Source organism: Nitrosomonas eutropha (assembly GCF_003201195.1).
In the GTDB taxonomy this organism is placed as follows: Bacteria; Pseudomonadota; Gammaproteobacteria; order Burkholderiales; family Nitrosomonadaceae; genus Nitrosomonas; species Nitrosomonas eutropha.
In genome coordinates, this window is record NZ_QICQ01000019.1 from 1 (window position 1) to 21,910 (window position 21,910).

Genomic DNA, 21,910 nt, shown 5'->3' on the forward strand with positions numbered 1-21,910 from the left:
GGCAATCCCAATGCTGCTGCTCGCGGGCCCACTCAGTTCGTGCCTGACGTACGTCTGTGCGCGATTGCTCGCTGGCGTGCAGGGTTTTTTTTAAACTCAACCCCCATCGACAAGCGTTAGATCCGGCGTGGCTTCTATCCATTGCCGAATCTGCGCTTCCTTGTGCGCAATGCGGGATCGCCGATAACCTCCCATCGGCAAACTATGGCGCTGGCCTTCTTCTTTCCATCGCTTGCGTACCTGATACACCCACATGCGACTCACCTCAAAGCGCCGGGCAATTGCCGTTGGACCTTCGCCACGATCCAACGCACCCAGAATGCGATCCCGAAGATCTTGTGAATAGGCATGCATAACCTTCCCCATCAGTTGTAATAGAGAATAGTCTATTGCATGCATATATTTAAATCAAAAATGCTCTAAGCTTTCTTGCTGCGTTTTTGCCTTTATCCTCTTTTTGAACAGGTTCTAAGATAGACCCGCATATCCTAGGACTAAACAGATCGTACATTTGATTACAACTCTTCCGAGTTATACAAAAAGTAGGCCTTTTATGCTATATTTCTGGCTGGCCACATCTTATTTGTTAATGTGAATTAATAAATAAGATGTAAATTCAATTCATCATCGTTTCATTTCTAATGCATACGATAAAGGAGTTATGAAAAATGAGTACAGTGGAAAAAGACAGCGATATTGATACCACCAAGAATATGTTATTTGCCGGTGTATTTTTATTGGTGCTATTAGCTGGATGTGCTGCACTAGCCGTGCATCTTACGCCTGTTGTGAACTAACTTTTTGACAACTGCATAACACGATATTTCGCTGCTGTGTTGGTTATACCTATACACTATCCCCTCCAGCTTTCCTGCGGCGGGGATGGATTGCAATAATAAGAACAGTTTATTCCGTAATAACTTTATCTTGATCTATCTCGCGTTCAATCATTAACCAGTTCTGTTTCTTTCAGCAACTTGGTTTAATTATCCAGATTTTACTTCAGTTTCATCGTTTATTTCCATATTTATTGGGAAGAAAAATTCTTTTTAAGAATTCTGATTATTTGTTTGTGAGACGGCCGTTTCCCGGGTGGGCCGGTAAATTTACAGTAGGAAGATTCCTGCACCACTTCCCCACGTTAGCCAAATAAACAACTAAACTGGCGAAAGGTAAAAGGTGAGAGGAGTAGAAGATACAGATGAATTTTGGATCCCTGGAACTGGCGCAACGTGCGAAACAAAACAACGTACTGATGAAGATTGACGCGCTGACTGACTAGGGAGCGTTACGTCTGATGCTTACTGGTTTATACAAGCGCGAGCTATCAAATGGTGAAGGACAGTGAGTGGTCTAATTTATCCGGGCACCTCGATAGGTGGAAAATCCACCAGCCGATGAGTTTTACATGAAAAAGCAACGCAGGCAATTTGATACCAGCTTCAAACTAGAAATCGTACGTATGATTAAGGAACAGGGGCTGAGCATAGCCCACATCAGTGAAGCATGAGTATCGGTCAGAGTGCCTCCGTCGCTGGGTAACTTAATATGAATCAGAACAAAGTGGGAATCCTGGCATCGGCATCCGCTCACTGCCGAACAGCAACTTATCCGCCAGCTTGAGCAGGAAAACCGGCAACTGAAGATGGATGTCGATATCTTAAAAAGCGTCAGCCTTCTTTGCCCGGCAACTGAAATGAGCTACCAGCTCGTCAAACCAGTTACAAAAGAAGGCAATCTCTGTTGCCCGTAGTTGTCGCCTCCTGGAGGTAAGCCACTCGGGCTATTATGAGACGCTAGGCAGGCTATGTGTGATTGCGGTCATTGTGGCAAGCATGAAGTTAACGGAACCCGTATCGTACTACCGGACAAGATCCTCAAACAGGATAACCGTTACCAGCGAGACAAAAAGCGCAAGCAATGCAAAAGACATGCAGCCATTGAACCCATCATTGGTCATTTAGAAGCAGATTACCGAATGGCGAAAAATTACCTGAAGGCGCTATTGGTGATCACATCAACCTCTTGATGGCCGCTTGCGCCTGGAATCTGAAACAATGGCTACTGGCCATTTTTTTTGCCGTTTTCTCATACGGAAAATAAAAAAATCATCCCAATCTTCTGATAAAAACCTCAGTTCATGCGAATTGATCCGAATGAACAATAGAAAATCAGATTTGATTCCAAAAACTGCAATCAGTAGCGAGAGTTTTTCAGGGGCGACTAGTTAATATTGGCCTCATTCTACTCAATTATCTGCCTGATCATCAGTGTCGCTGGGCGGGGTTACGATGTTTACTTCGGCCGTATGATCCTGACGATCGTCAATTAGCGGAATAGTTTTGTCGGATTGTTCGATGCCATCCACCGTAACGCGCATTACACTGCTTTGTGGAGCATTGCCAGTATCCGTCGTTTGCGACACGGTAATATGATAGACAGTTTCCCGATACCGATAATATAGTTTAAACGCTTGCCAGGATGCGGGCAGACAGGGATCAAAATAGAGTTTATCCACGTCTAGTCGTAAGCCAAGCAGAGACTCCACAATCAACCGGTACATCAAGCCAGCAGAACCCGTATACCAGCTCCACCCCCCACGACCGATGTGTGGTGAGACCGCGTAGATATCGGCAGTCATGACATAGGGCTCGACTTTGTAAATCGCCACATCTGTTGCTGATTTTCCATGATTCACGGGATTAATCATGTCCATCAATTCCCATGCACGCTGGTTGTCGCCCAAGGCCGCGACCGCCATGACGACCCAGATAGCAGCATGAGTGTACTGCCCTCCGTTTTCGCGCACACCAGGAACATAACCTTTAATATAGCCCGGATCCAGATCGGATGTGTCGAACGGCGGATCAAAAAGCTGAATCAGCGCATGATCGTGCCGTACCAGTCGCTCATAGACGACGTCCATACTCTTGCGTGAACGTATAGGGTCTCCTGCGCCGGAGAGGACCGACCAGCTTTGTGAGATTGAGTCGATCTGACATTCTGTGTTGCTCGCCGATCCCAGTGGGGTGCCGTCGTCGAAGTATGCACGGCGGTACCAGGCACCATCCCAGGCATTTTGCTCGATGCGTTGGCGCAGTTGTTCAGCTTCGTTCCGACATTGTTCGGCAAAAGGCATGTCATCCTTCTGCTGTGCTAGCTCAGCGAAGCGCATCAATACTTCGTACAGGAAGAAGGCGAGCCAGACACTTTCACCCTTGCCGTGCAAGCCTACTAGGTTCATGCCGTCGTTCCAGTCTCCGGAACCGATCAGCGGCAGGCCATGCTCACCAAATTTCAAGCCATGCCAAATAGCACGCGCACAGTGTTGGTACAAACTGGCTGATTCGGTCGAACGTCCTGGCAGATCGTAATATGAGTCATCCTCAGGGCCAACCGGGCGGCCTTCGAGAAAGGGAACGGATTCATCCAGCACACCCATATCACCGGTACTCAATACATAACGACATACTGCCAGCGGTAGCCAGAGATAATCGTCTGAACAACGGGTGCGTACGCCACGACCTGATGGTGGATGCCACCAGTGCAGCACATCACCTTCCACAAACTGCTGCGCTGCACACAGCAGCAATTGCTCACGCACGCGTTTTGGCTCAGCGTGGATTAGCGCCATCACATCTTGCAACTGGTCACGGAAACCAAAGGCACCACTTGATTGGTAATAACCACTGCGTCCCCACAAGCGACAGGCAAGTGTTTGGTAGATAAGCCATCCATTGGCGAGCACGTTGAGAGACGGATCTGGGGTTTCCACCTGGACTGCGCCAAGAGTGTGGTTCCAGTATTGCCATACCGCCTCGAGTGCAGTGTGCGCGGCTGTTGATCCGCGAAAACGATGCACCAGACTGCGCGCATCTTCGGCCCCACGCCTACCGGCCTGCCCCAGGCGGAAAATAACTTCACGTTCTTCTCCGTCTGCCAAGTCGAAACTTACCTGGATCGCAGCACAAGGATCTAATGCTGCCCCCACCTTACCGGAAAGACGTGTGCGCGCCATGGCAGCCGGATTTCTGAGTGACCCGTTACGTCCAATGAACTCGGCGCGGTCGCAACTGATTGAGCGATTGACTCCATCCACATCAAAGAAGGCAATTCGACCAACGAATTCCATATTGTAAGGATTGTGTGCGAACACCGCACCACTGCCAGGATCTACTTCCGTGGTCACATGCATGATTGATTTTGACCGCAAACCGCCCAGCACCCATTCTACATAGCCAGTTGCAGAGAGTCGGCGTGGCCGACCGGATACATTACGTATTTTCAATACCGAGAATTTGACTGCAGCATCTATAGCCACATATACCCACAGCTCTGAGACGATGCCTCCTTCAGTATATTCGAACACACTGTAGCCAAATCCGTGCCGGCTGACATACGGATTTGCGCCACGGCAGGGCAGAGGTGTAGGTGACCAAAAATGGCCACTCTCTTCATCACGTAGATAAAAGGCTTCTCCACCTGTATCAGACACCGGATCATTGTGCCAAGGTGTAAGACGGAACTCGTGTGCATTTTCGCTCCAGGTATAGCCTTGGCCACTCTCGGAGATAACCGTGCCAAAATGTGGATTTGCCAACACATTTACCCATGGTGCTGGCGTCATCTGCGTAGCTGTGGTCGTTATGACGTATTCTCGCCCGTCCCGCGTGAACCCGCCCAGTCCGTTGTGCAGAATAAGATCACGTGGCGGCAATGGGCTACTGTTAGGGGGATCTGCACGGTAGCTTTGACTCGGCCGAAAGCGCGGTATCCGTACATCCCCGATGTTGCGGCGGTTGATCTGTTCTGCCAGCGTTCCTCGGGTATCTGTTATGATCACTCGTGCAACGGATTGGAATAGAATATGGTCTTCGTTCGATATCTGCTCCGTGCGTCGCACGAAGATGCCGCCTGGTTGATCGATGACGTGCGCCTCGGTACTCGCCGCAATTAAACCGATGATTTGGTCTTGGAGCAATTGCCGGTAACCGGCGCGATCTTCATTCCAGATCACTAGATCCACTGCCAACCCTTTTAAACGCCAGTAGGCGTGAGCCTGAACCAATTGACGCACTAATTGTATATTGGCTACATCACCAATCTGTAGCAGGACGATAGGTAAATCTCCAGAAATGGCGTAGCCCCATAAATCGGATTGCCCACGACGATTCTGCATCAAAATGCTGGCTTCAGCGCGCAGTAAACTATTGGTATAAAGAATAGAGTTGGCCAGATGTCCGTAAAGTTGTGCGTCAGCTTCACTTGCATTGAGTTGGCGTAACGCTACTTGGGCATGTGTCCAAGCAACATTAAAGACACGATCCGCAAGTCGCTTGTCTTGATATCTCCCAATCAGACTTATAGCGTCAGCACGCGTCTCTCCTATGCCGCTCACTATATCCAGGGTAATCGTTTGCTCCGGGCCGAGTGTAATGGCATGACGAATAGCGACAATCGGATCCAGCACCGAACCCTGGCTGCCAGAAAGCATTCCTGAGGATGTGCTGCTTAACGCTTGCGGATCGGCTGCAGTGTGACCGCGGCCAATGAATTGCATTCGATCCGTCTCATAAGAAATGGCATTGACATCCACTCCATGCGTTGTCATCATGTGAAACATCCAGGATGTTTGCTCGGTAGCTGAGCGCGGCCGGCGCGTGCAAAGTATTGCCTGATATTTCTCATCAATTTCGGTCTGCACGAACAGCTTACTGAAAGCTGGATGCAGCATATCTGCAACGGGTACAGCGAGCACAACTTCCGCGTAACTCGTCGCTGTGATGGTGCGGGAAGTATGGGCACGATTAGTAATGCGCACACGGCGCAGTTCGATATCGTCTTCTGGTGACACTACGATCTCAGTATAGGTTTCAAAATCGCCATCGCCTATAAAATCACGGCGGCGAAATTCAGCGCGTCCCTCGGAGAAAATCACCTCGTAATGCTGCGGCTGTTTCAGTGTTGGTTGATAGGTAGTTGACCAGATTTCACCACTGCTTTCGTCACGCAGATAACAGAACGATCCCCAATTATCGCAAGTTGTATCTTCGCGCCAACGTGTGACGGCAAGATCTTTCCAACGGCTATAGCCACCACCAGCGTGGGTAACCATTACATGATAACGTCCGTTGGATAACAATTGAACTTCCGGTAGAGGCGTTCTGACATTGCTGAAAATGCGAATCGGAGCTTCTGCAATACGAGCAGCCAGCTGGATATTGGAAAACTGGGTCGTGCGGGGAAAGAATGTCGTAGCTTTGGGAATTCGCTCTTGAAGAAGCAGTAAAGTCGCTTGGAATAATGGTTCTGATTCGAAGCGTTTCTGCATCGGGCGATTCAGCAGTAGATAGGCCAGGGAGAGCAGGCTCATTCCCTGATGGTGAGCCATATAAGATCGTACTATTGTGCTTAATTCCCCGCGCCGCTGACGTGATGGCGTATAGTCGATCGCTTCGTAAAAGCCGAATTTACCTTCCAGTCCTTGTGCAACAAGTTGCTGTAGATTCAGGCACGCTGCCTTGGGTGTTATCATCAGCGCCAGCAGGGTAGCATAAGGAGCAACGACCAGGTCATCAGCGAGTCCGCGTTTGAGTCCCAGGCCAGGCACACCAAATGCTCGATACTGATAATTGAGATGAGCGTCGACTAGGTTATAGCCGGATTCCGACATGCCCCATGGCACGCCTCGTTGCCGTCCATACTCAATCTGCCGTGCTACCGATGCTTTATAGGTCTGGTCAAGCAATGTGTTTTCAAAGGTTGGCATTACCAGGAGTGGCATCAGATACTCAAACATCGATCCACTCCACGATAAAAGCACGGGTTTGCCACCAGCAGTTGTAAGCAAACGCCCTAAGGCAAACCAGCTCTCTTGCGGCACTTGTCCCTGTGCAATTGCAACAAAATTGATTAATCTCGCTTCCGAAGCCAGCAAATCGTAGTAACCTGCATCTCGTCGCAACTCATCCACGTTGTACCCAATTGCCAGTAAACGGGATGATTTATCATATAGGAAGTCATATGCCATGCATGCGAATTCACCCGATTGCATGGCAAGTTGCTCGATGGTCGCAATTCGCTCAGTGGCACGATGACACGCTTGTGTGATGCAGTGCCAGTACTCACGTAGCCATGCATGTTCCGCGGATGTCAAAGTATTCGTAAGGGAGGTTTCAAGTCGTTGTTCGATTGCTGGCAGCAATTTATTTCCGATATTTTCCAATTCTCGTAACGTTGGAATCTCGGTGATATCAAGGTTGTTGTCGAGCCCACTCGGTGCGACTGGCAACGCCAGCCAGGGGGCCAGAAAGGTTAGTTCGTCGAAGGCTGCGCGGCATTGCCGGACCAGCGCATATGACCACCAAACCATGTCACTCTCAGAAGTTGTATCGGAAATGATGGCGCTGGTGTGATCCAAGGTGGGGTTGTCCATGAGATGCTTGTCTATCACCAGGTACCCCCCAGCTTCGGCGAGTGGTTGCTTCTTACGGGTTGATATAAGCGCATTCTCTGTTTGAGAGGGCTGTTGCGTGGCAGTCGTAATGCTGCCGGCAAACGCTTCTGCACGTTTCACCAACTGGCCGAGGCATTGCCGTGCAAGTGTGAGTGTAGTAGGTGGGGCGCTGCATGCGGAATCGATATCTTTCCGTAATGCGATGAGCAGATCCGAGCGAGTATTTCCTGCTGCATCCAACAGAATTCCAAGTGTGTCGTGGAGTCCATGGAACCAGCGTACATCAAAGATTTTTTCGTCGGCAAGCGTAAGCAAACCTGACCGCAAGGTCAACAGATGACCCGCCAGGTTTCCACTATCCACTGTTGAAACATAAAATGGATGTAGTGGTTTCAATGATCGCGTGTCATACCAGTTGTAAAAATGACCGCAATATCGTTCCAGTGTTTGCATGGTATTGAAGGTATGTGTCGTACGCTCAATTAGCTGCCCGGCTGCTAGGTAACCGAAGTCATAAGCGGATAAATTCGCGAGTAGTGCCATCCCGATATTAGTTGGTGAGGTACGGTGTGTAACAGCAACACCATGATGTTCCTGATAATTATCCGGCGGCAGCCAATGGTCTTCTGGCCCGACAAAAGTCTCAAAAAATGCCCAGGTTTTGCGAGAAATCTTGCGCAAAAAGATAGTTTGTTTAGCTGTCAGCTGTGTCTCACCTCGTGTGAGTGGCTGTCCGGTCCACCAGATAAGCATAGGTGAACCTAACCACAGCAGTAGAATGGGTCCCGCTACTACAAGTGCAGTGGGTTTGAATAGCAGCAGGTAGAGGGTTGTAGCAATAGCGATCAGTGGAGCAATCCACATTGCGCGCGATATGGCGGTGAAGCCTGTGTGGCTGCTGCGTGCGACTTCGCCTGATGGATTCCATTCGAGCAGCCGTTTGTGAGTAAATGACATACGCCACACCGTACGCATGATTGCATCTAAGCTGAACCAGGCTTCAAAGGGAAGACATGCTAAAGTAACGGCTCCTTGCGCCAGGCGTTGGCTGGCCGTGTCGAGTGACGCAGCAAAATGTTGATATAACGATCCCTCTTCTGGCTTGCGAAAGATTTCCACAACCAATTCTACTAAGGGTGAAATCAAGAGTGTACCAATCACGGCCAAGGTCCAGAACCAGGGTGAAGCCAACACTACCCAACCTAATAATAGCAGCAGCAGTAACGCAATCGGTACGAGGCTGCGCCGCAGATTGTCGAACAGTTTCCATTGCGACAAACGCGAGAGAGGGTTTTTTGGTCGATGCTTACCAGGACCTGGAACATGTGGCAGCAACCAGCCCAGTAATTGCCAATCGCCCCGTATCCAGCGATGACGGCGGCTCACATCCACAAGGTAGTGTGCAGGGTAATCTTCGTATACATGTACATCACTCAACAAACCAGAGCGCACGTAACATCCTTCCAGCAAGTCGTGACTGAGAATCCGGTTCTCGGGAAAGCGCTCATTCAATGTTCGTTCGAACGCATCTACATCATAAATGCCTTTGCCAATGAAAGAGCCCTCGCCGAATACATCCTGGTAGACATCCGAGATGACGCCGGTGTAGGGGTCGATACCCGCCTCACCACCATGTAATCGTGCATAACGCGAGCAATTAGTGCTCTCCAGGCTCACGCTGACGCGCGGCTGAAGAATGCCGTAGCCTTCACATACAAGTTCTCGCGTCTTATTGTAGCGGGGGCGGTTCAGTGGGTGGGACATGGCAGCTACAAGCTGCCATGCAACATCGCGCGGTAACCGTGTATCCGTATCCAGGGTGATAACATATTTTATATTTGTGAGACAAGAGGTATTACCAACGATACGTGAAAAGCGTTTATCGACATTACTATGTGTTTTATCGCGCAACAATGCATTTAGATCGGCAAGTTTGCCGCGTTTGCGCTCATAACCCATCCAGATAAGCGCTTGTGGATTCCAGCGGCGCGGGCGATGAAAAAGAAAGAAAATACTCTTTTCTGCAGTACCATATTTTGCATTAAGTGTCTCGATTCGCGCCTGAGTCAGCTGCAGCAAAGGCTCGTCTTCGGGTAGCGTTTCTTCATGTGCGTCGTGAAAATCAGTCAAAAGACCAAAATAGAGGTTTTTATCTTGGTTCGCTAAAAAATGCACCTCCAGCACTTCAACTAAGTCGTTGACGCTTTGCGAATTAGTAAGCATGCTCGGCACGATGACTAGTGTCCGAGATTGCGCGGGGATGCCCGTAGAGAAATCCATGCGTGGCAGCAAATGTGGGGTCACAAACAAGGTTGCTAACCAATTCACCAGGGTGAGTGCTAACTGGCTCGTGGGTAATAATGCGAATATACCGATCAACAGCAAGAATTCATCCGACACGTCTTGAGTATGCGCGATGGCTACTAGGCCGGTGCTGAACAGCAGTGTCAGGAGTGTGATCAAACCGAGGTACACGTGTAATGTATACTTCGCCCCCATTTTCATGAGTGTTTTAGCGATAGAGAAGCGTACTTGTGCTTTTGTTTCAAGCTCGTGCAAGCCCCGATCGATCAGATAGAAACCCACATGCGCCATGCGTTCTTCACCATCCGGATGTGCTGCCTGAGCCTCATGTGCAAGTTGGACCGCACTTCGCGCTACCTCGGCTTCGGTAAGGGAACTCCGCTTTGCAATCTTTTCGACTGTATGACGATAGTGGTCACGGGTGGAAAAATCCATCTTGCCATAGGTACCGTCCGGATCTTCCCTCAATGTTTGCTCGACAATACTCATGCTTTCGACAAACTCGCGCCAATCCATTCCCCCCAGAAGACGTAGGCTGCTGATGCTGTGACTAATGGAAACCTGGTCAGCAGCCTGATGTTGATTTCCTGACTGGATAACCTGCTCGATAGTCAGCCCTGACTCGGAAAGCACCTGTTTGATCCAAGATAATGGTAGTGTTAGAGCAAGACCATGCCCTTGCAGTCGGCGCGTAAGTTCTGATACGAATGGTATTGACATTGGAGGTTGCGAGCGCGCCATGTCTGCAATTATCAGCACCAGGTTCTTCGGATCTGTCTCCGCGGCCGTTACCATTCGATCGGCCCATATGTTGGCAAGATCGCTGTCAACTCTATTAGCGGCGATGCGAATGGCAACGCGTCGCAGGTTCTCAATTAAGGCCAGTCGCAGCATGGTGGGAATGGCCCATAATTCACCTAAATTAAGCACACTAACTGTTTGATAAGCCGAGACAAAACGACTGAGACTTTCCGAGTCTACCCGCCCATCCCCGTGCGAAATGATTTCTAGTGCAATATCATAGACACGCGGCAATCCTGCCGAAGAGCCATTCAATAATCGGGGCAATCCACGGTGGTAGCCTTTAGGCATATGGCGCCTGGCAATGCGGATATGTTCTTCGACAAGATAGAAGTTATCAAGCAACCATTCACTGGCCGGTGTGATCTGTTGGTTGGCTTTTACCGCTGCCGTAAGTCGACTGCAGACATTGATTAAGATCGCTTCATTTTCGGCTAGGCGCTGTATCAACTGATTCTGCGAGCGCCCCTGTGACAATTTATGCATGGCCGCAAGACGCCTGCCGCGTTGTTCCATCTGCTCAACACTGAGCAATTCTAAACGTAGCGGCAACTCATTAAAGGCATCCTTCAGTGGAATACCACCACCCAAATAGACGCTCCATCGGCGCAGATATCGGAGGATATAGTTACTATTGGTTTTCATTTATAATGTATTCCGTTTTGGATTAAGATTTCAAATTTCCATTTCCTGGCAATGCCATGATTGGATGAATCAGAATCTAAGTACCTCTTAAAAATACATATCCAGATGGAATGAGGTGGAGCTGGACAGTCATTACTGGCAAGACGCGCAGGGAGCAGGCCTTTTCGTCATATGCGCGTACCCCTACCGTTCAGCTGCATCCAAGGGATACTTCTTTACAGTAGAGGGGACGACCAAAAACTATTTGCGCATGGTTCGTACGATTAAGGAAGCCCCTGCCCCGTTAACCCAACTTATTATGATTATGACGAAATATTGATGAGCAAGCGGCAAGCGCCCAACCAGGCAGACAATTAAATCTAAGTAGCTTGAATGACCGGTGCAACGCCGCACTATCACATATAGCGAGCCTCCTTGGTCGCACAATGTTTTTACATTCCATTCTATTTTTCTACCTATATACCCATATAATGATAAAAAATACAATGGCTGATCAGTTAAGCAATGCAACAATTACTATTTGATTAGCATATCATTCTTGACAGATTTTACACCCGCAACACTACGTGCAACTTCAACCGCTCTATTGGCATGAGCCCGCGAACTAACGAAGCCACTCAATTGAACAACACCTTTGAAAGTTTCAACGTTAATTTCAGCAGATTTTAGGGTGGGTTCATTGAAAATCGCTGCTTTGATCTTTGTGGTAATGACACTATCATCGATATATTCTCCGGTTCCTGATTGCTTTGCGGTCGGCGCACAGCCCAGCAAAGAAATTATTAGGATACTTAAGAAGAAAGTGAAGAAATTGTTATTAAGCTGCGTCATCGTCATGATAAGGTTCTCTCGAATAATTGATAAAGCTAAACACCCTCTCAATTTTTTTAGACCAAGGGGGACTTTGTTTACTTTACTACTTTGGGTACGGTATTCAATCTGAAGTCCGTGATCTTGTTCGATTCTGCGATAAGTCTTTATTATTGCAGGAAACGGTTTTCTGAGAACCCGCCGAGCAAGAATCATCGTACCTTTCCATTTTTAATCGTAATCCTCAAATTAGACTACCAGAAATAATGCACTTGATGTGTACGCTAGCACACAAAGACGACTGCCCCTGTTGTAGATAATGGCAAGATAGTGAAGGATGTCTCATTCCGGATGATTCAGGTTGCTGCACGCGGCAGTTGTGGCCGCTGCCGAAGTGACCGATCGCAAAGGCAGGTTCAAGACTCGACGCTTGATTGCCGCCACATCAAACAATTCCCGCGCTGAACTCCTCAGTCTACGGTGAGGTGATGTTTGTGCGATTGCTCTGGCTTTGTGGGCTGGTGTACATACTAAATGCGCTATTTCTGTAATAATCTTAGAGAGGTAGGCAAGGGGGTTAGCTACTAAAAATTGGAATGGGTTCCAGCAGACTCAGTTCAAACAGAATTGAATCTTCATCCGATTGAATTGGATTAAATTAATATCCTGGTTCAGATAGAAGTACTTTGAAAAGGTTCTTTTGCCCTTTCCTGATAATGCGCAGTGAAGCAATCGTACTCTCAGTATTCAGCCGAGTGATCAAAAACCAAATAGTCTGGAAGACAGATGCAGAAAATACACGAAACAAAGAATTCTCTTTTGGCCCAAAATTGTTCAAATCGCACCTTGAGAAAATTCAGGCATGTTATGCGAATTCTGCTAACCATCATAGTCTCGTTGGCTTGTATATCCACTGCCAGCGCTGCAATAACGGATGATTCTTATATTGCTGGTTACGCTACCGGTATCCTCAAGTACGAACTCAAGAGTGATACCCCTTCGTTAACTGTACGTAACGGAAATATTACCTTATCAGCAAGTGAAGTATTACCAGAAGATCACGCCAGGATCACACAGGTGCTCTTGGAGATACCAGGAGTGACTGGAGTAAACATAAAGGAACCCACTGATCAGCAACCCATCACGACTACGTCTCCAGCGCCGAGTGATACCGTTACTGAAGAAGAAAAAAACATACCCACAACCGATGATCCAACAATACTTGCGACGGGGATTTTACCCTCAGGCTATTTATTTAAGCCGTTACTGGCAGATCCGCGGTGGGCTCATTTTTCTGCTGCCTATCGCAATTACCTTGGGGGCAATATTGATGGTGATAATAACGCTGCTGTTAGTTTTGGTGAAACATTACCGTTTTATCGGGCCAATTTCGGGAAATACTCCGCACAATGGGAAGTGGGGCTGCAAGCTGGCGTGTTTAGCGATTTCAATCTCGACGCCCCTTCATCCGATCTCATCAACACAGATTTCATTGCATCGATTTATTCAAGCATGCGTGCAGGTAATGCATCTGCATTCGCGCGGATTTATCATCAGAGCTCGCATCTTGGGGATGAATTTCTACTAAGGAAGCTAACCGACCTCGATCGGGTCAATCTTAGTTACGAAGGTATCGATCTCAGACTGTCTTATGAACTTCCCTATGGAGTGCGTGTTTATGGAGGAGGTGGCGGTATCTTTCACAAAGAACCCTCAACAATCAAACCTTGGTCAATTCAATATGGCATCGAATTCAGGAGCCCGTGGCGCTTGGATATTGCCCCAGTACGGCCTGTTCTGGCGATTGATATTAAGAATTACGAACAAAACAATTGGAATGCTGATCTCTCTGTTAAGGCTGGATTTCAATTTGAAGATTTTCAGGTTTTCGGTAGGAGACTTCAATTTTTTGCCGAATATTTCAATGGGAACTCTCCTACTGGTCAATTTTTTAAAGAAAAAGTTGACTATATGGGAATCGGAGCGCACTACCATTTTTAGATCTGTCTGTCGCATCCAGGATACTCGTATTCCTGGCCAATCTCGTTGATTGCCTTTACGCCCACGCAGAGCCTCTAGGCCAACCTTGGCTTTGAACTCGGAGCTGTGATATTTCTGCTTTTCGATTCGCTCATTACGACTCGTTCCTTATGGCAGTGTCCAGCTTAAATTGCTATCTTGAAAAAGGGGAGCACTATAGCTCCGCAAACACAATGGGATGGTCGAGCGTTTCAACGGGCGTATTGCTGACGTACTCAAGACACATCGATTCAATAGTATAGTACTGAAGATCTGGAACAGACCTTGATACGTTATGTCAGTCTGTATAACCAGCAACTACCTATGTTTAATGGCGCTGCATTGATTAGGCAGCCCGTCATCAGCCTTCGTCAAATGCATTTTGTATCCATTCAATTTCCCGGTTACCGGAAATCAGAATCGCATCAAAACGGCAGGGAAAATCTTCATCACACCTTGCCAGATAATGCCGAGCGGCGCGTGTCAGCTTGAGCTGCTTGGCAGGCGTGATGCTGGCAGCTGCACCACCAAAGAGTTGATTAACGCGCATTCTGACCTCAACAAATACTACCGTGTCGCCATCCTGCATGATGAGATCAATTTCACCAAACCGGCAGCGATAATTTTTTTCCAGCAGAGTTAATTGCTGTTGTTGGAGAAAAATAGTGGCCTGTTGTTCGGCATCACTGCCTTTGTTTTTCGTGGATGACATAGGAGTACCTGTAACTTATTGGAAAATTATTCCGGGTTGCTTCAGTACGCTACACTTGCGGCTAAAGGTCCATTGGCATTCGCAAAGGCAATTTTTTACTGATTTTTAGAAATTCCCTTTTATCTTTTCACCGGTTTGTACCCGCCACAGGTTGGCATACAGGCCATTATGTGTCAGGAGTGCTTCGTGCGTACCTGTTTCCACTACTTCCCCCTTGTCCAGCACATAAATGCAATGAGCGTTACGGATAGTGGAGAGGCGGTGAGCAATAACAATAGTAGTGCGACCGATGGTAATTCGTTCCAGTGAGCGCTGAATGGCGGCTTCTGTTTCATTATCTACTGCTGAAGTAGCTTCATCGAGTACCAGCACTGGCGGATCCTTGAGCACGGCGCGTGCAATGGAGATGCGTTGCCGCTGGCCACCGGAGAGTTTTTGTCCCCGTTCTCCCACGATGGTCTGATAATCATCCGGTAGTTCTATGATGAAATCATGTGCCTCGGCTGCCTTGGCGGCAGCGATCACGTCTTCCATGCTGGCGCCAAAAGAACCATAGGCGATGTTTTCATACACCGTGCCGTGGAACAGGTAAACATCCTGGCTGACCAGGCCGATTGATTTGCGCAGATCGTGCAGGCGTAAATCCCGGATGTTATGACCATCCAGCAGGATACGGCCTTGTTGTGGTTCATAGAAACGCAGCAGCAGCTTGACAATCGTGCTTTTGCCACTGCCGGTAGCGCCGATCAGTGCAATAGTCTCGCCAGCGGGGATAGTCAGAGAAAGATGATTTAACGTGGAAATACGCCGCTCATAATGGAAGCTGATGTCATCAAAAACAATTTTCCCGCCAATCTGTGCAGTAGTCAGGGTTTGCGGCCCATCAGTAATGGTGGGTTGAGCCTGGAGCAAATCCAGCACACGGTGGGTAGAAGCCATTGCCCGCTGGAACAAATCAAGTGTTTCTCCCAGGCGGGTGAGCGGCCACAGCAGGCGCTGGGTCATGAATACCAGAATACTGTATGCGCCAACATTGAGGTCTCCACCGGCAGCCATTAATCCCGCCGCCACTAGAATGGCACTGAAGCCCAGTGCAATCACCATACGGATGATTGGTACAAAAGCGGCGCTGAGGGCAATTGCATGCTGGTTTTTTTCCTGATAGACATGGCTTTCACGCTCGATCCGGCGCAATTCGTGCTGCTCCGCCGTATAGCTTTTGATGGTGGCAATGCCGCTAAGATTATTGGACAGATAGCTGTTCAAAATGCTGACCTGCTCGCGGATAGCCATATAGCGCGGAGCAATCCGCTTCTGGAACAAATAAGAACCGGCCACGACGAACGGCATCGGTAATAACGCCATCCACGCCACACCAGGAGTCAGATAAATAAACATGCCGCCTACCGTAATCACAGTAGTTAGCAGCTGGATGAGATCATTTGCTCCGACATCCAGAAACCGCTCCAGCTGGTTGATGTCATCGTTCAGAATCGCCATCATTCCCCCGGTACTGCGTTCCTCAAAATAAGCCAGCTCCAGTTTCTGGATATGACTGTAGGCATCCAGACGCAAGGTATGCTGGATATCCTGTGCCAGATTGCGCCAACACAGCTTGAGCAGGTACTCCCAGATGGATTCAAATCCCCAGACGATCAACGTGAGGATGGCCAGTATCCACAGCTGGGCGGAGACATCCGGAAATCCCAGATGGGCGAAAATGGAAGTTTGCTGATTGACGACAATATCCACTGCCATACCGATCAGCACGGGTGGCGCCAGATCAAACAGCTTATTGAGAATCGAATAAAGCGTGGCGAGCCAGATGCGGCCACGAAACAGATGGCCATAGCGCAGCAGACGAACCAGCGGGGCGGTTGTGTGATCAGGTGTCATAAAATATCAGATTGGCTTGGATTTAAGCTGGTTAAACAGGCTGGAAGCTGGCTGACTGTAAATGGAAAAAGCAGAGGAACTGCCGTATAGTGCGATTATGCCCGTGGAAAATCATAGGAACAGACGTTTTATAACCAGAATATGCCAACTGCAGCAGGAGTATCTAAAGGAACATTATATGTGGTTGGCACACCCATCGGGAACTTGCGTGATATTTCCCTGCGTGCACTGGAGGTACTATCTGCTGTCGATTGCATTGCAGCCGAGCATGTCCAGAGCGCACAAAAACTGCTGGCAGCACACACTGTACACATCGCTGTGCATAACAACACTACACATACTCGAATCACGCCGTTGCATCAGCATAACGAAGGTAACGCAGCGCAAAAAATCATTGAGCTGTTGGTATCTGGTCAATCCGTCGCTCTGATTTCTGATGCAGGCACCCCGGCTATCTCTGATCCAGGTGCTTTTCTGGTGCAACAGGTGCGTGCGCGAAATTTTCCGGTAGTGCCGATTCCCGGTGCCAATGCGGCGCTGTGCGCCTTGTCTGCTTCCGGGTTGATTGCCCCGCACTTCTTCTTTTATGGATTTTTACCAGCTAAAAGTGGTGAGCGTCAGCGCAAATTGACGTCTCTCAAGACATTGTATGCTTGCATTCCGGTTTTTTATGAAGCACCACACCGCGTACTCGAATGTGTTGCAGATATGGTTGCCGTATTCGGCCCAACCCGTGAAATCACATTTGCCCGTGAACTTACCAAGATTTTCGAGACGATTCACACCTGCATACTGGGCGAAGCCCTGGATTGGCTGCGAGCAGATGAAAATCGGCTGCGAGGTGAATTCGTTTTGCTGCTGGCGCCAGAGGAAGAGCCAGATCAGGAAGATATCAGCCTGCAAGCCGTGCATACACTGGCCATTCTGCAAAGAGATCTGCCTCTGAAACAGGCCGTGCAACTGGCTGCAGAAATTACCGGAGAGAGCAGGAAAAAACTGTATACCCGGGCGCTGCTGGAACAAAAGACAGGGATGTGACAAATCCAGCCAGATTTGGAAATTTTTACTGCTGTGGAGTTCTGGAGGAGAATTTGTGTTTGTTTATTGATTTGTGAGGAAAACCGGATTGAACGATATGACAAACAAGCTGACGTTTACCCGCCCGGATGACTGGCATTTGCATCTGCGTGATGGCAAGGCTATGCAGTCAGTCCTACCTGATACTGCTCGGCGTTTTGCGCGCGCCATGATCATGCCGAATCTCAAACTGCCCGTGGTAACGACTGAACAGGCGGCTGCCTATCGTGCCCGTATCTTGTCTGCCTTGCCACAGGAATTGGTAGGCCAGTTCGAGCCGCTAATGACACTATACCTGACCGATACCACTACACCTGAAGAAATTAGCCGAGCAAAGGCGAGCGGGATTGTACAGGCAGTTAAGCTGTATCCGGCCGGGGCGACCACACATTCCGATGCTGGTGTTACTGATATTGACCGCTGTAAGGCCACACTGGCGATGATGGAGAAGCTTGATATGCCTTTGCTTGTGCATGGAGAAGTGGTTGATCCTGCAGTGGATATTTTTGATCGTGAAAAAATTTTTATAGATCGGGTGCTGATCCCACTTTTACAGCGTTTCCCGGGGTTGAGGGTGGTATTTGAACATATCACCACTCGAGAGGCGGTTGAGTTTGTGCAGTCGATTTCCAACCGGATTGCTGCCACGATTACCGCGCATCATCTAATGCTGAACCGCAACGCTTTATTTACAGGTGGTTTACAACCACATCATTACTGCCTGCCGGTGCTAAAGCGGGAAATTCATCGCCAGGCGCTGGTAGCAGCAGCAACCAGCGGTCATTCTCGTTTCTTTCTCGGTACTGACAGTGCGCCACACCCACTAAAAGATAAGGAATCAGCCTGTGGTTGTGCGGGTATTTACAGCGCCCACGCAGCGATTGAATTTTATGCTGAAATATTTGAGCAGGCTGGAAGGCTTGATCGGCTAGAGGCATTCGCCAGTTTCTACGGCCCTGATTTTTATGGCTTGCCGCGCAACACGGATCAAATTTCATTAAGCAAAGAAAGCTGGCAAATACCTGGAGAGGTCGAGTTTGGTGGAGACAGGTTAGTGCCACTTAGGGCAGGAGAACAGGTCTGCTGGAGGTTATGATGGAGAGTGGATTTATTTTGATTCATCAGATAAGTGCGAATATACTGTATGGATGATTATTGTGATTGGTTCCTGAATCAAGCAACCTGAACAATCCGCTCTGCTGCTGTTTTAATGCGCATTTGATCGCCTATTGAACCTACCTTTTTGGAAAAGAGCAGGTAATTTTGTTTCTGCAACTAGACGATTTGCCAGATTATATGCAGGAACTATATTTTTCCTGCGGATTACTTTTTCCGTCAGCAATAAACGGAGGTGTTGAAATGTTCTTTCTAAAAGATGATCTGGTTGTAAAACGAATTTTTACGATCAGCATGACGCTGTCTATGGCCTTGTTTATCTTGCCAGCTTACGCTGCTGAAGAGGCTGTAGAGAGAGATCTCGGAAATAGTGGTCAGTGGTCAGGCGGTGAAAACGTTTATGCCAAGGTGTGTGGTTATTGTCATGACACCGGGATTGGCCCTTCTATCAAAGGCCGGCAATTACCGCCCGAGTATATTACCCATGTCGTGCGGCACGGGTTTCGAGCTATGCCTGCTTTTCCTGAGCCGTATATTAGCAACGAAGATTTGAAATCCCTCGGGCAATATATTCAACAAACCACTCCTGAAAAAAAGTGAGGGTAATTCCATGGATATCCAGCGTCGCCTACTACTCAAGGGTATCGTTCTGAGCGGTGTTTCAGGTTGTCTTGGATGGGCAAATCCAAGCGTTGCTCTGGCCGCCGCTACTAACCGCGCCCAATCTGCCAAGTTTTTCAACCCGGAAACGACTCTACTGCTGGTAAACGGGGAGACAGAACATTCAGCTTTTCTGCAGGGTGCCTGGATTGCTGGTGGTGCCAATATGGAAGTACATGACATCAACATAGAACGGGATTTTCTGCTGCTGTTGCAGCGCCGCATTAAGGAAATGTCGACAGAAGGGTGTGTTATCACTGGTTTGGTGGATGATGCCAGTGGCACACTTATTATTGATCTGGCTCGTTCCACAGGCGCTTGTATGCGCTGGCTGGGACAGCATACGGTGGAGCCAGAACAATCCCGCCATCTGTTGTACAGCAGCAGGGTTGCTGGTGATCAAGGTGGATTGTTCGGGCATCAGCTTGCTTTACGTGGCTTCAGCTGTATCCATGGAAGCCATCGAAAGAGAGAAGAACAAGTATTAGAACCCATTTTGTACACACGTGAAGGGGTTCGGGAAGATGCTCAGTGGAGCACAGATCTTGGATTTGCGCTGACTGGTGATGATCTGGTTGATTTTTCGGAGGCTCCACAGATTAACAGCGGGTCGGTAGCGCCGCTGAATGGACACTTCGTTTCCTTTGCCTTTAAGATTCAAGGAGTTTCAATATGAATGAGCAAAACCATGATGTGTTGCCTCGTGGTGTTTCCCAGCAGGAATTTCAGAAAGCTATTGAAGCATTCCAAAAATTGTTGGGTGATAAAAATGTATTGACCAGACCAGAACAGCTCATTGCCTACACAAAAATCATGATGCCGGTAGATGATGCCGAGCATGCGCCATCAGCTACTTTGGTCGCAACGACTGTGAAACAAGTTCAAGAGGTTGTCAAAATCTGCAACACATACAAGATCCCAATCTGGACCATTTCTACTGGTCGCAATTTCGGTTATGGCTCTGCTGCACCACACCATCGTGGCCAGGTGATACTTGATCTCAAAAAAATGAATAAAATCATTCATGTTGATCCAGAACTATGCACTGCGCTGGTTGAGCCTGGGGTGACCTATGGGCAGTTATATGACTACCTTCAGGAAAATAATTTGCCTCTGATGTTGTCATTTTCCGCACCATCGGCGATTGCCGGGCCAGTTGGCAATACCATGGATCGTGGTGTCGGCTATACGCCGTACGGTGAGCATTTTATGATGCAGTGTGGTATGGAATTGGTATTAGCTAACGGTGAAGTACTGAGAACTGGTATGGGGGGTGTCAAGGGGGATAACAGCTGGCAGGTATTCAAGTGGGGCTACGGCCCGACTCTGGATGGCATGTTTACCCAAGCCAATTATGGCATTTGTACCAAGATGGGCTTCTGGCTGATGCCTAGGCCCCCAGTAATCAAGCCATTCGAGATCAGGTACGAACATGAATCCGATATTGCTGATATTGTTGAACTACTGCGTCCATTGCGGATTACCCAGGTCATTCCAAACTCGGTGGTAATTGCTAATGTTTTGTGGGAGGCGGGAAGTGCCAACGTACGTCGCTCCGAATACATGACCGGGCGTGGAGCGACACCGGATTCAGTACTCAAGCAGATTCAGCATGATAAAAATCTGGGTGCCTGGAACGTTTATGCCGCATTGTACGGCACTCAGGAACAGGTTGACGTTAACTGGAAGATCGTCACCGAAACAATTAAAAAATCAGGTAAGGGCACGATCATTACTCAGGAGGAAGCAGGCGATACTCAGCCGTTCAAGTATCGTGCCGAGCTGATGTCCGGTGTGCCTAATCTGCAGGAATTCGGATTGTACAACTGGCGTGGAGGTGGCGGCTCCATGTGGTTTGCACCGGTTAGCCAGGCCCGTGGCAATGAATGTGACAAACAGAAGACGCTGGCCAAAAAAATCCTCAACAAACACGGTTTGGATTACGTGGGTGAATTCATTGTCGGTTGGCGCGATATGCATCATGTCATCGATGTGCTGTACGATCGCACCAGTAGGGAAGAAACCGAATCTGCTTATCGGTGTTTTCATGAACTGATCAATGAATTCGAAAAAGAGGGATATGCCGTCTACCGCGTCAATACTGCCTTTATGGAGCGTGTCGCACAAAGCTATGGTCCAGTAAAGCGTCGGGTCGAACACGCAATTAAACGAGCGCTCGATCCAAATAATATCTTGGCGCCGGGTAAATCTGGAATCGATCTCGATACTTTCGAAGAATGATGATTGCTGCCGCGCGGATTGCAATCTACGAAACAGGTGAAGCTGTTTTTTTGATCAGAGTGAACAGTAGTCGTATGAAAGAGATACGCAGGTTGTTTCTATTGTATATGCAGGCGGTAAGTATTGAGAAGGATATGGATTACGTAAGGTTTCTTACAGGTATTTGATTCCAC

At 48.5% G+C, this 21,910-nt stretch carries 12 protein-coding genes and 2 pseudogenes; 9 read left to right on the plus strand and 5 right to left on the minus strand.

Annotation, left to right across the window (positions count from 1 at the left end; translation table 11 throughout):
- Nucleotides 1-96: 96 nt before the first annotated feature.
- Nucleotides 97-399, minus strand: a complete 303-nt coding sequence (locus tag C8R14_RS07940; protein WP_049753112.1) for a helix-turn-helix domain-containing protein — start codon at nt 397-399, stop codon at nt 97-99.
- Nucleotides 400-668: 269 nt separating this feature from the next.
- Here C8R14_RS07940 and C8R14_RS14085 point away from each other — a divergent pair, with 269 nt between their 5' ends.
- Nucleotides 669-797: a hypothetical protein gene (locus C8R14_RS14085; RefSeq protein WP_256201571.1), complete on the plus strand. Its 129-nt coding sequence runs from the start codon at nt 669-671 to the stop codon at nt 795-797.
- A 998-nt stretch (nt 798-1,795) separates the two neighbouring features.
- Nucleotides 1,796-2,103 (plus strand): annotated as a pseudogene (locus C8R14_RS07945) (IS5/IS1182 family transposase); the annotation flags it as partial.
- Nucleotides 2,104-2,248: 145 nt separating this feature from the next.
- On the opposite strand, the gene C8R14_RS07950 reads toward C8R14_RS07945, so the two are convergent.
- Both C8R14_RS07950 and C8R14_RS07960 read right to left on the minus strand, forming a co-directional pair.
- Nucleotides 2,249-11,206 carry a glycoside hydrolase family 94 protein gene (locus C8R14_RS07950; protein ID WP_011634713.1) on the minus strand — a complete coding sequence of 2,986 codons (8,958 nt, stop codon included), beginning with the start codon at nt 11,204-11,206 and terminating at the stop codon, nt 2,249-2,251.
- Between the two features lie 516 nt (nt 11,207-11,722).
- Entirely contained in the window at nt 11,723-12,037 is a 315-nt protein-coding gene (locus C8R14_RS07960) for a BON domain-containing protein (protein ID WP_041353796.1), read from the minus strand.
- Between the two features lie 765 nt (nt 12,038-12,802).
- Between C8R14_RS07960 and C8R14_RS07965 the strand changes: the two genes are divergently transcribed.
- Complete coding sequence (locus tag C8R14_RS07965) at nt 12,803-14,017, plus strand: DUF1207 domain-containing protein (RefSeq protein WP_011634711.1); 1,215 nt, start codon at nt 12,803-12,805, stop codon at nt 14,015-14,017.
- A gap of 211 nt (nt 14,018-14,228) precedes the next feature.
- Nucleotides 14,229-14,359 (plus strand): annotated as a pseudogene (locus tag C8R14_RS07970) (IS481 family transposase); the annotation flags it as partial.
- Between the two features lie 37 nt (nt 14,360-14,396).
- Here the strand turns inward: C8R14_RS07970 and C8R14_RS07975 are convergent.
- Both C8R14_RS07975 and C8R14_RS07980 read right to left on the minus strand, forming a co-directional pair.
- Entirely contained in the window at nt 14,397-14,747 is a 351-nt protein-coding gene (locus C8R14_RS07975; protein WP_011634710.1) for a YraN family protein, read from the minus strand.
- A 105-nt stretch (nt 14,748-14,852) separates the two neighbouring features.
- On the minus strand, nt 14,853-16,643 hold the full coding sequence (locus C8R14_RS07980) for an ABC transporter ATP-binding protein (RefSeq protein WP_011634709.1): 1,791 nt from the start codon (nt 16,641-16,643) through the stop codon (nt 14,853-14,855).
- Between the two features lie 141 nt (nt 16,644-16,784).
- On the opposite strand from C8R14_RS07980, the gene rsmI reads away from it, so the two are divergent.
- The 5 genes from rsmI (at nt 16,785) to C8R14_RS08005 (ending at nt 21,737) form a co-directional block, all read left to right on the plus strand.
- Nucleotides 16,785-17,681: a 16S rRNA (cytidine(1402)-2'-O)-methyltransferase gene (rsmI, locus tag C8R14_RS07985; protein ID WP_011634708.1), complete on the plus strand. Its 897-nt coding sequence runs from the start codon at nt 16,785-16,787 to the stop codon at nt 17,679-17,681.
- Between the two features lie 97 nt (nt 17,682-17,778).
- Nucleotides 17,779-18,816 (plus strand): dihydroorotase, encoded by a 1,038-nt coding sequence (gene pyrC / locus C8R14_RS07990; protein WP_011634707.1) that lies wholly within the window; start codon nt 17,779-17,781, stop codon nt 18,814-18,816.
- A gap of 167 nt (nt 18,817-18,983) precedes the next feature.
- On the plus strand, nt 18,984-19,436 hold the full coding sequence (locus C8R14_RS07995) for a c-type cytochrome (protein ID WP_207204467.1): 453 nt from the start codon (nt 18,984-18,986) through the stop codon (nt 19,434-19,436).
- 10 nt (nt 19,437-19,446) lie between these two features.
- Nucleotides 19,447-20,172 carry a hypothetical protein gene (locus C8R14_RS08000; RefSeq protein ID WP_011634705.1) on the plus strand — a complete coding sequence of 242 codons (726 nt, stop codon included), beginning with the start codon at nt 19,447-19,449 and terminating at the stop codon, nt 20,170-20,172.
- Nucleotides 20,169-21,737, plus strand: coding sequence for an FAD-binding oxidoreductase (locus C8R14_RS08005; RefSeq protein ID WP_011634704.1), 1,569 nt, complete (start codon nt 20,169-20,171; stop codon nt 21,735-21,737). Before C8R14_RS08000 ends, C8R14_RS08005 begins: the two co-directional genes overlap by 4 nt.
- Nucleotides 21,738-21,910 lie beyond the last annotated feature (173 nt).

Coding starts and splice junctions, on each gene's coding strand:
- pyrC (WP_011634707.1), top strand. CDS start 17,779: ATGACAAACAAGCTGACGTTTACCCGCCCGGATGACTGGCATTTGCAT.
- C8R14_RS07940 (WP_049753112.1), bottom strand. CDS start 399: ATGCATGCAATAGACTATTCTCTATTACAACTGATGGGGAAGGTTATG.
- C8R14_RS14085 (WP_256201571.1), top strand. CDS start 669: ATGAGTACAGTGGAAAAAGACAGCGATATTGATACCACCAAGAATATG.
- C8R14_RS08000 (WP_011634705.1), top strand. CDS start 19,447: ATGGATATCCAGCGTCGCCTACTACTCAAGGGTATCGTTCTGAGCGGT.
- C8R14_RS07980 (WP_011634709.1), bottom strand. CDS start 16,643: ATGACACCTGATCACACAACCGCCCCGCTGGTTCGTCTGCTGCGCTAT.
- C8R14_RS07965 (WP_011634711.1), top strand. CDS start 12,803: ATGCAGAAAATACACGAAACAAAGAATTCTCTTTTGGCCCAAAATTGT.
- C8R14_RS07975 (WP_011634710.1), bottom strand. CDS start 14,747: ATGTCATCCACGAAAAACAAAGGCAGTGATGCCGAACAACAGGCCACT.
- C8R14_RS08005 (WP_011634704.1), top strand. CDS start 20,169: ATGAATGAGCAAAACCATGATGTGTTGCCTCGTGGTGTTTCCCAGCAG.
- C8R14_RS07950 (WP_011634713.1), bottom strand. CDS start 11,206: ATGAAAACCAATAGTAACTATATCCTCCGATATCTGCGCCGATGGAGC.
- rsmI (WP_011634708.1), top strand. CDS start 16,785: ATGCCAACTGCAGCAGGAGTATCTAAAGGAACATTATATGTGGTTGGC.
- C8R14_RS07960 (WP_041353796.1), bottom strand. CDS start 12,037: ATGACGCAGCTTAATAACAATTTCTTCACTTTCTTCTTAAGTATCCTA.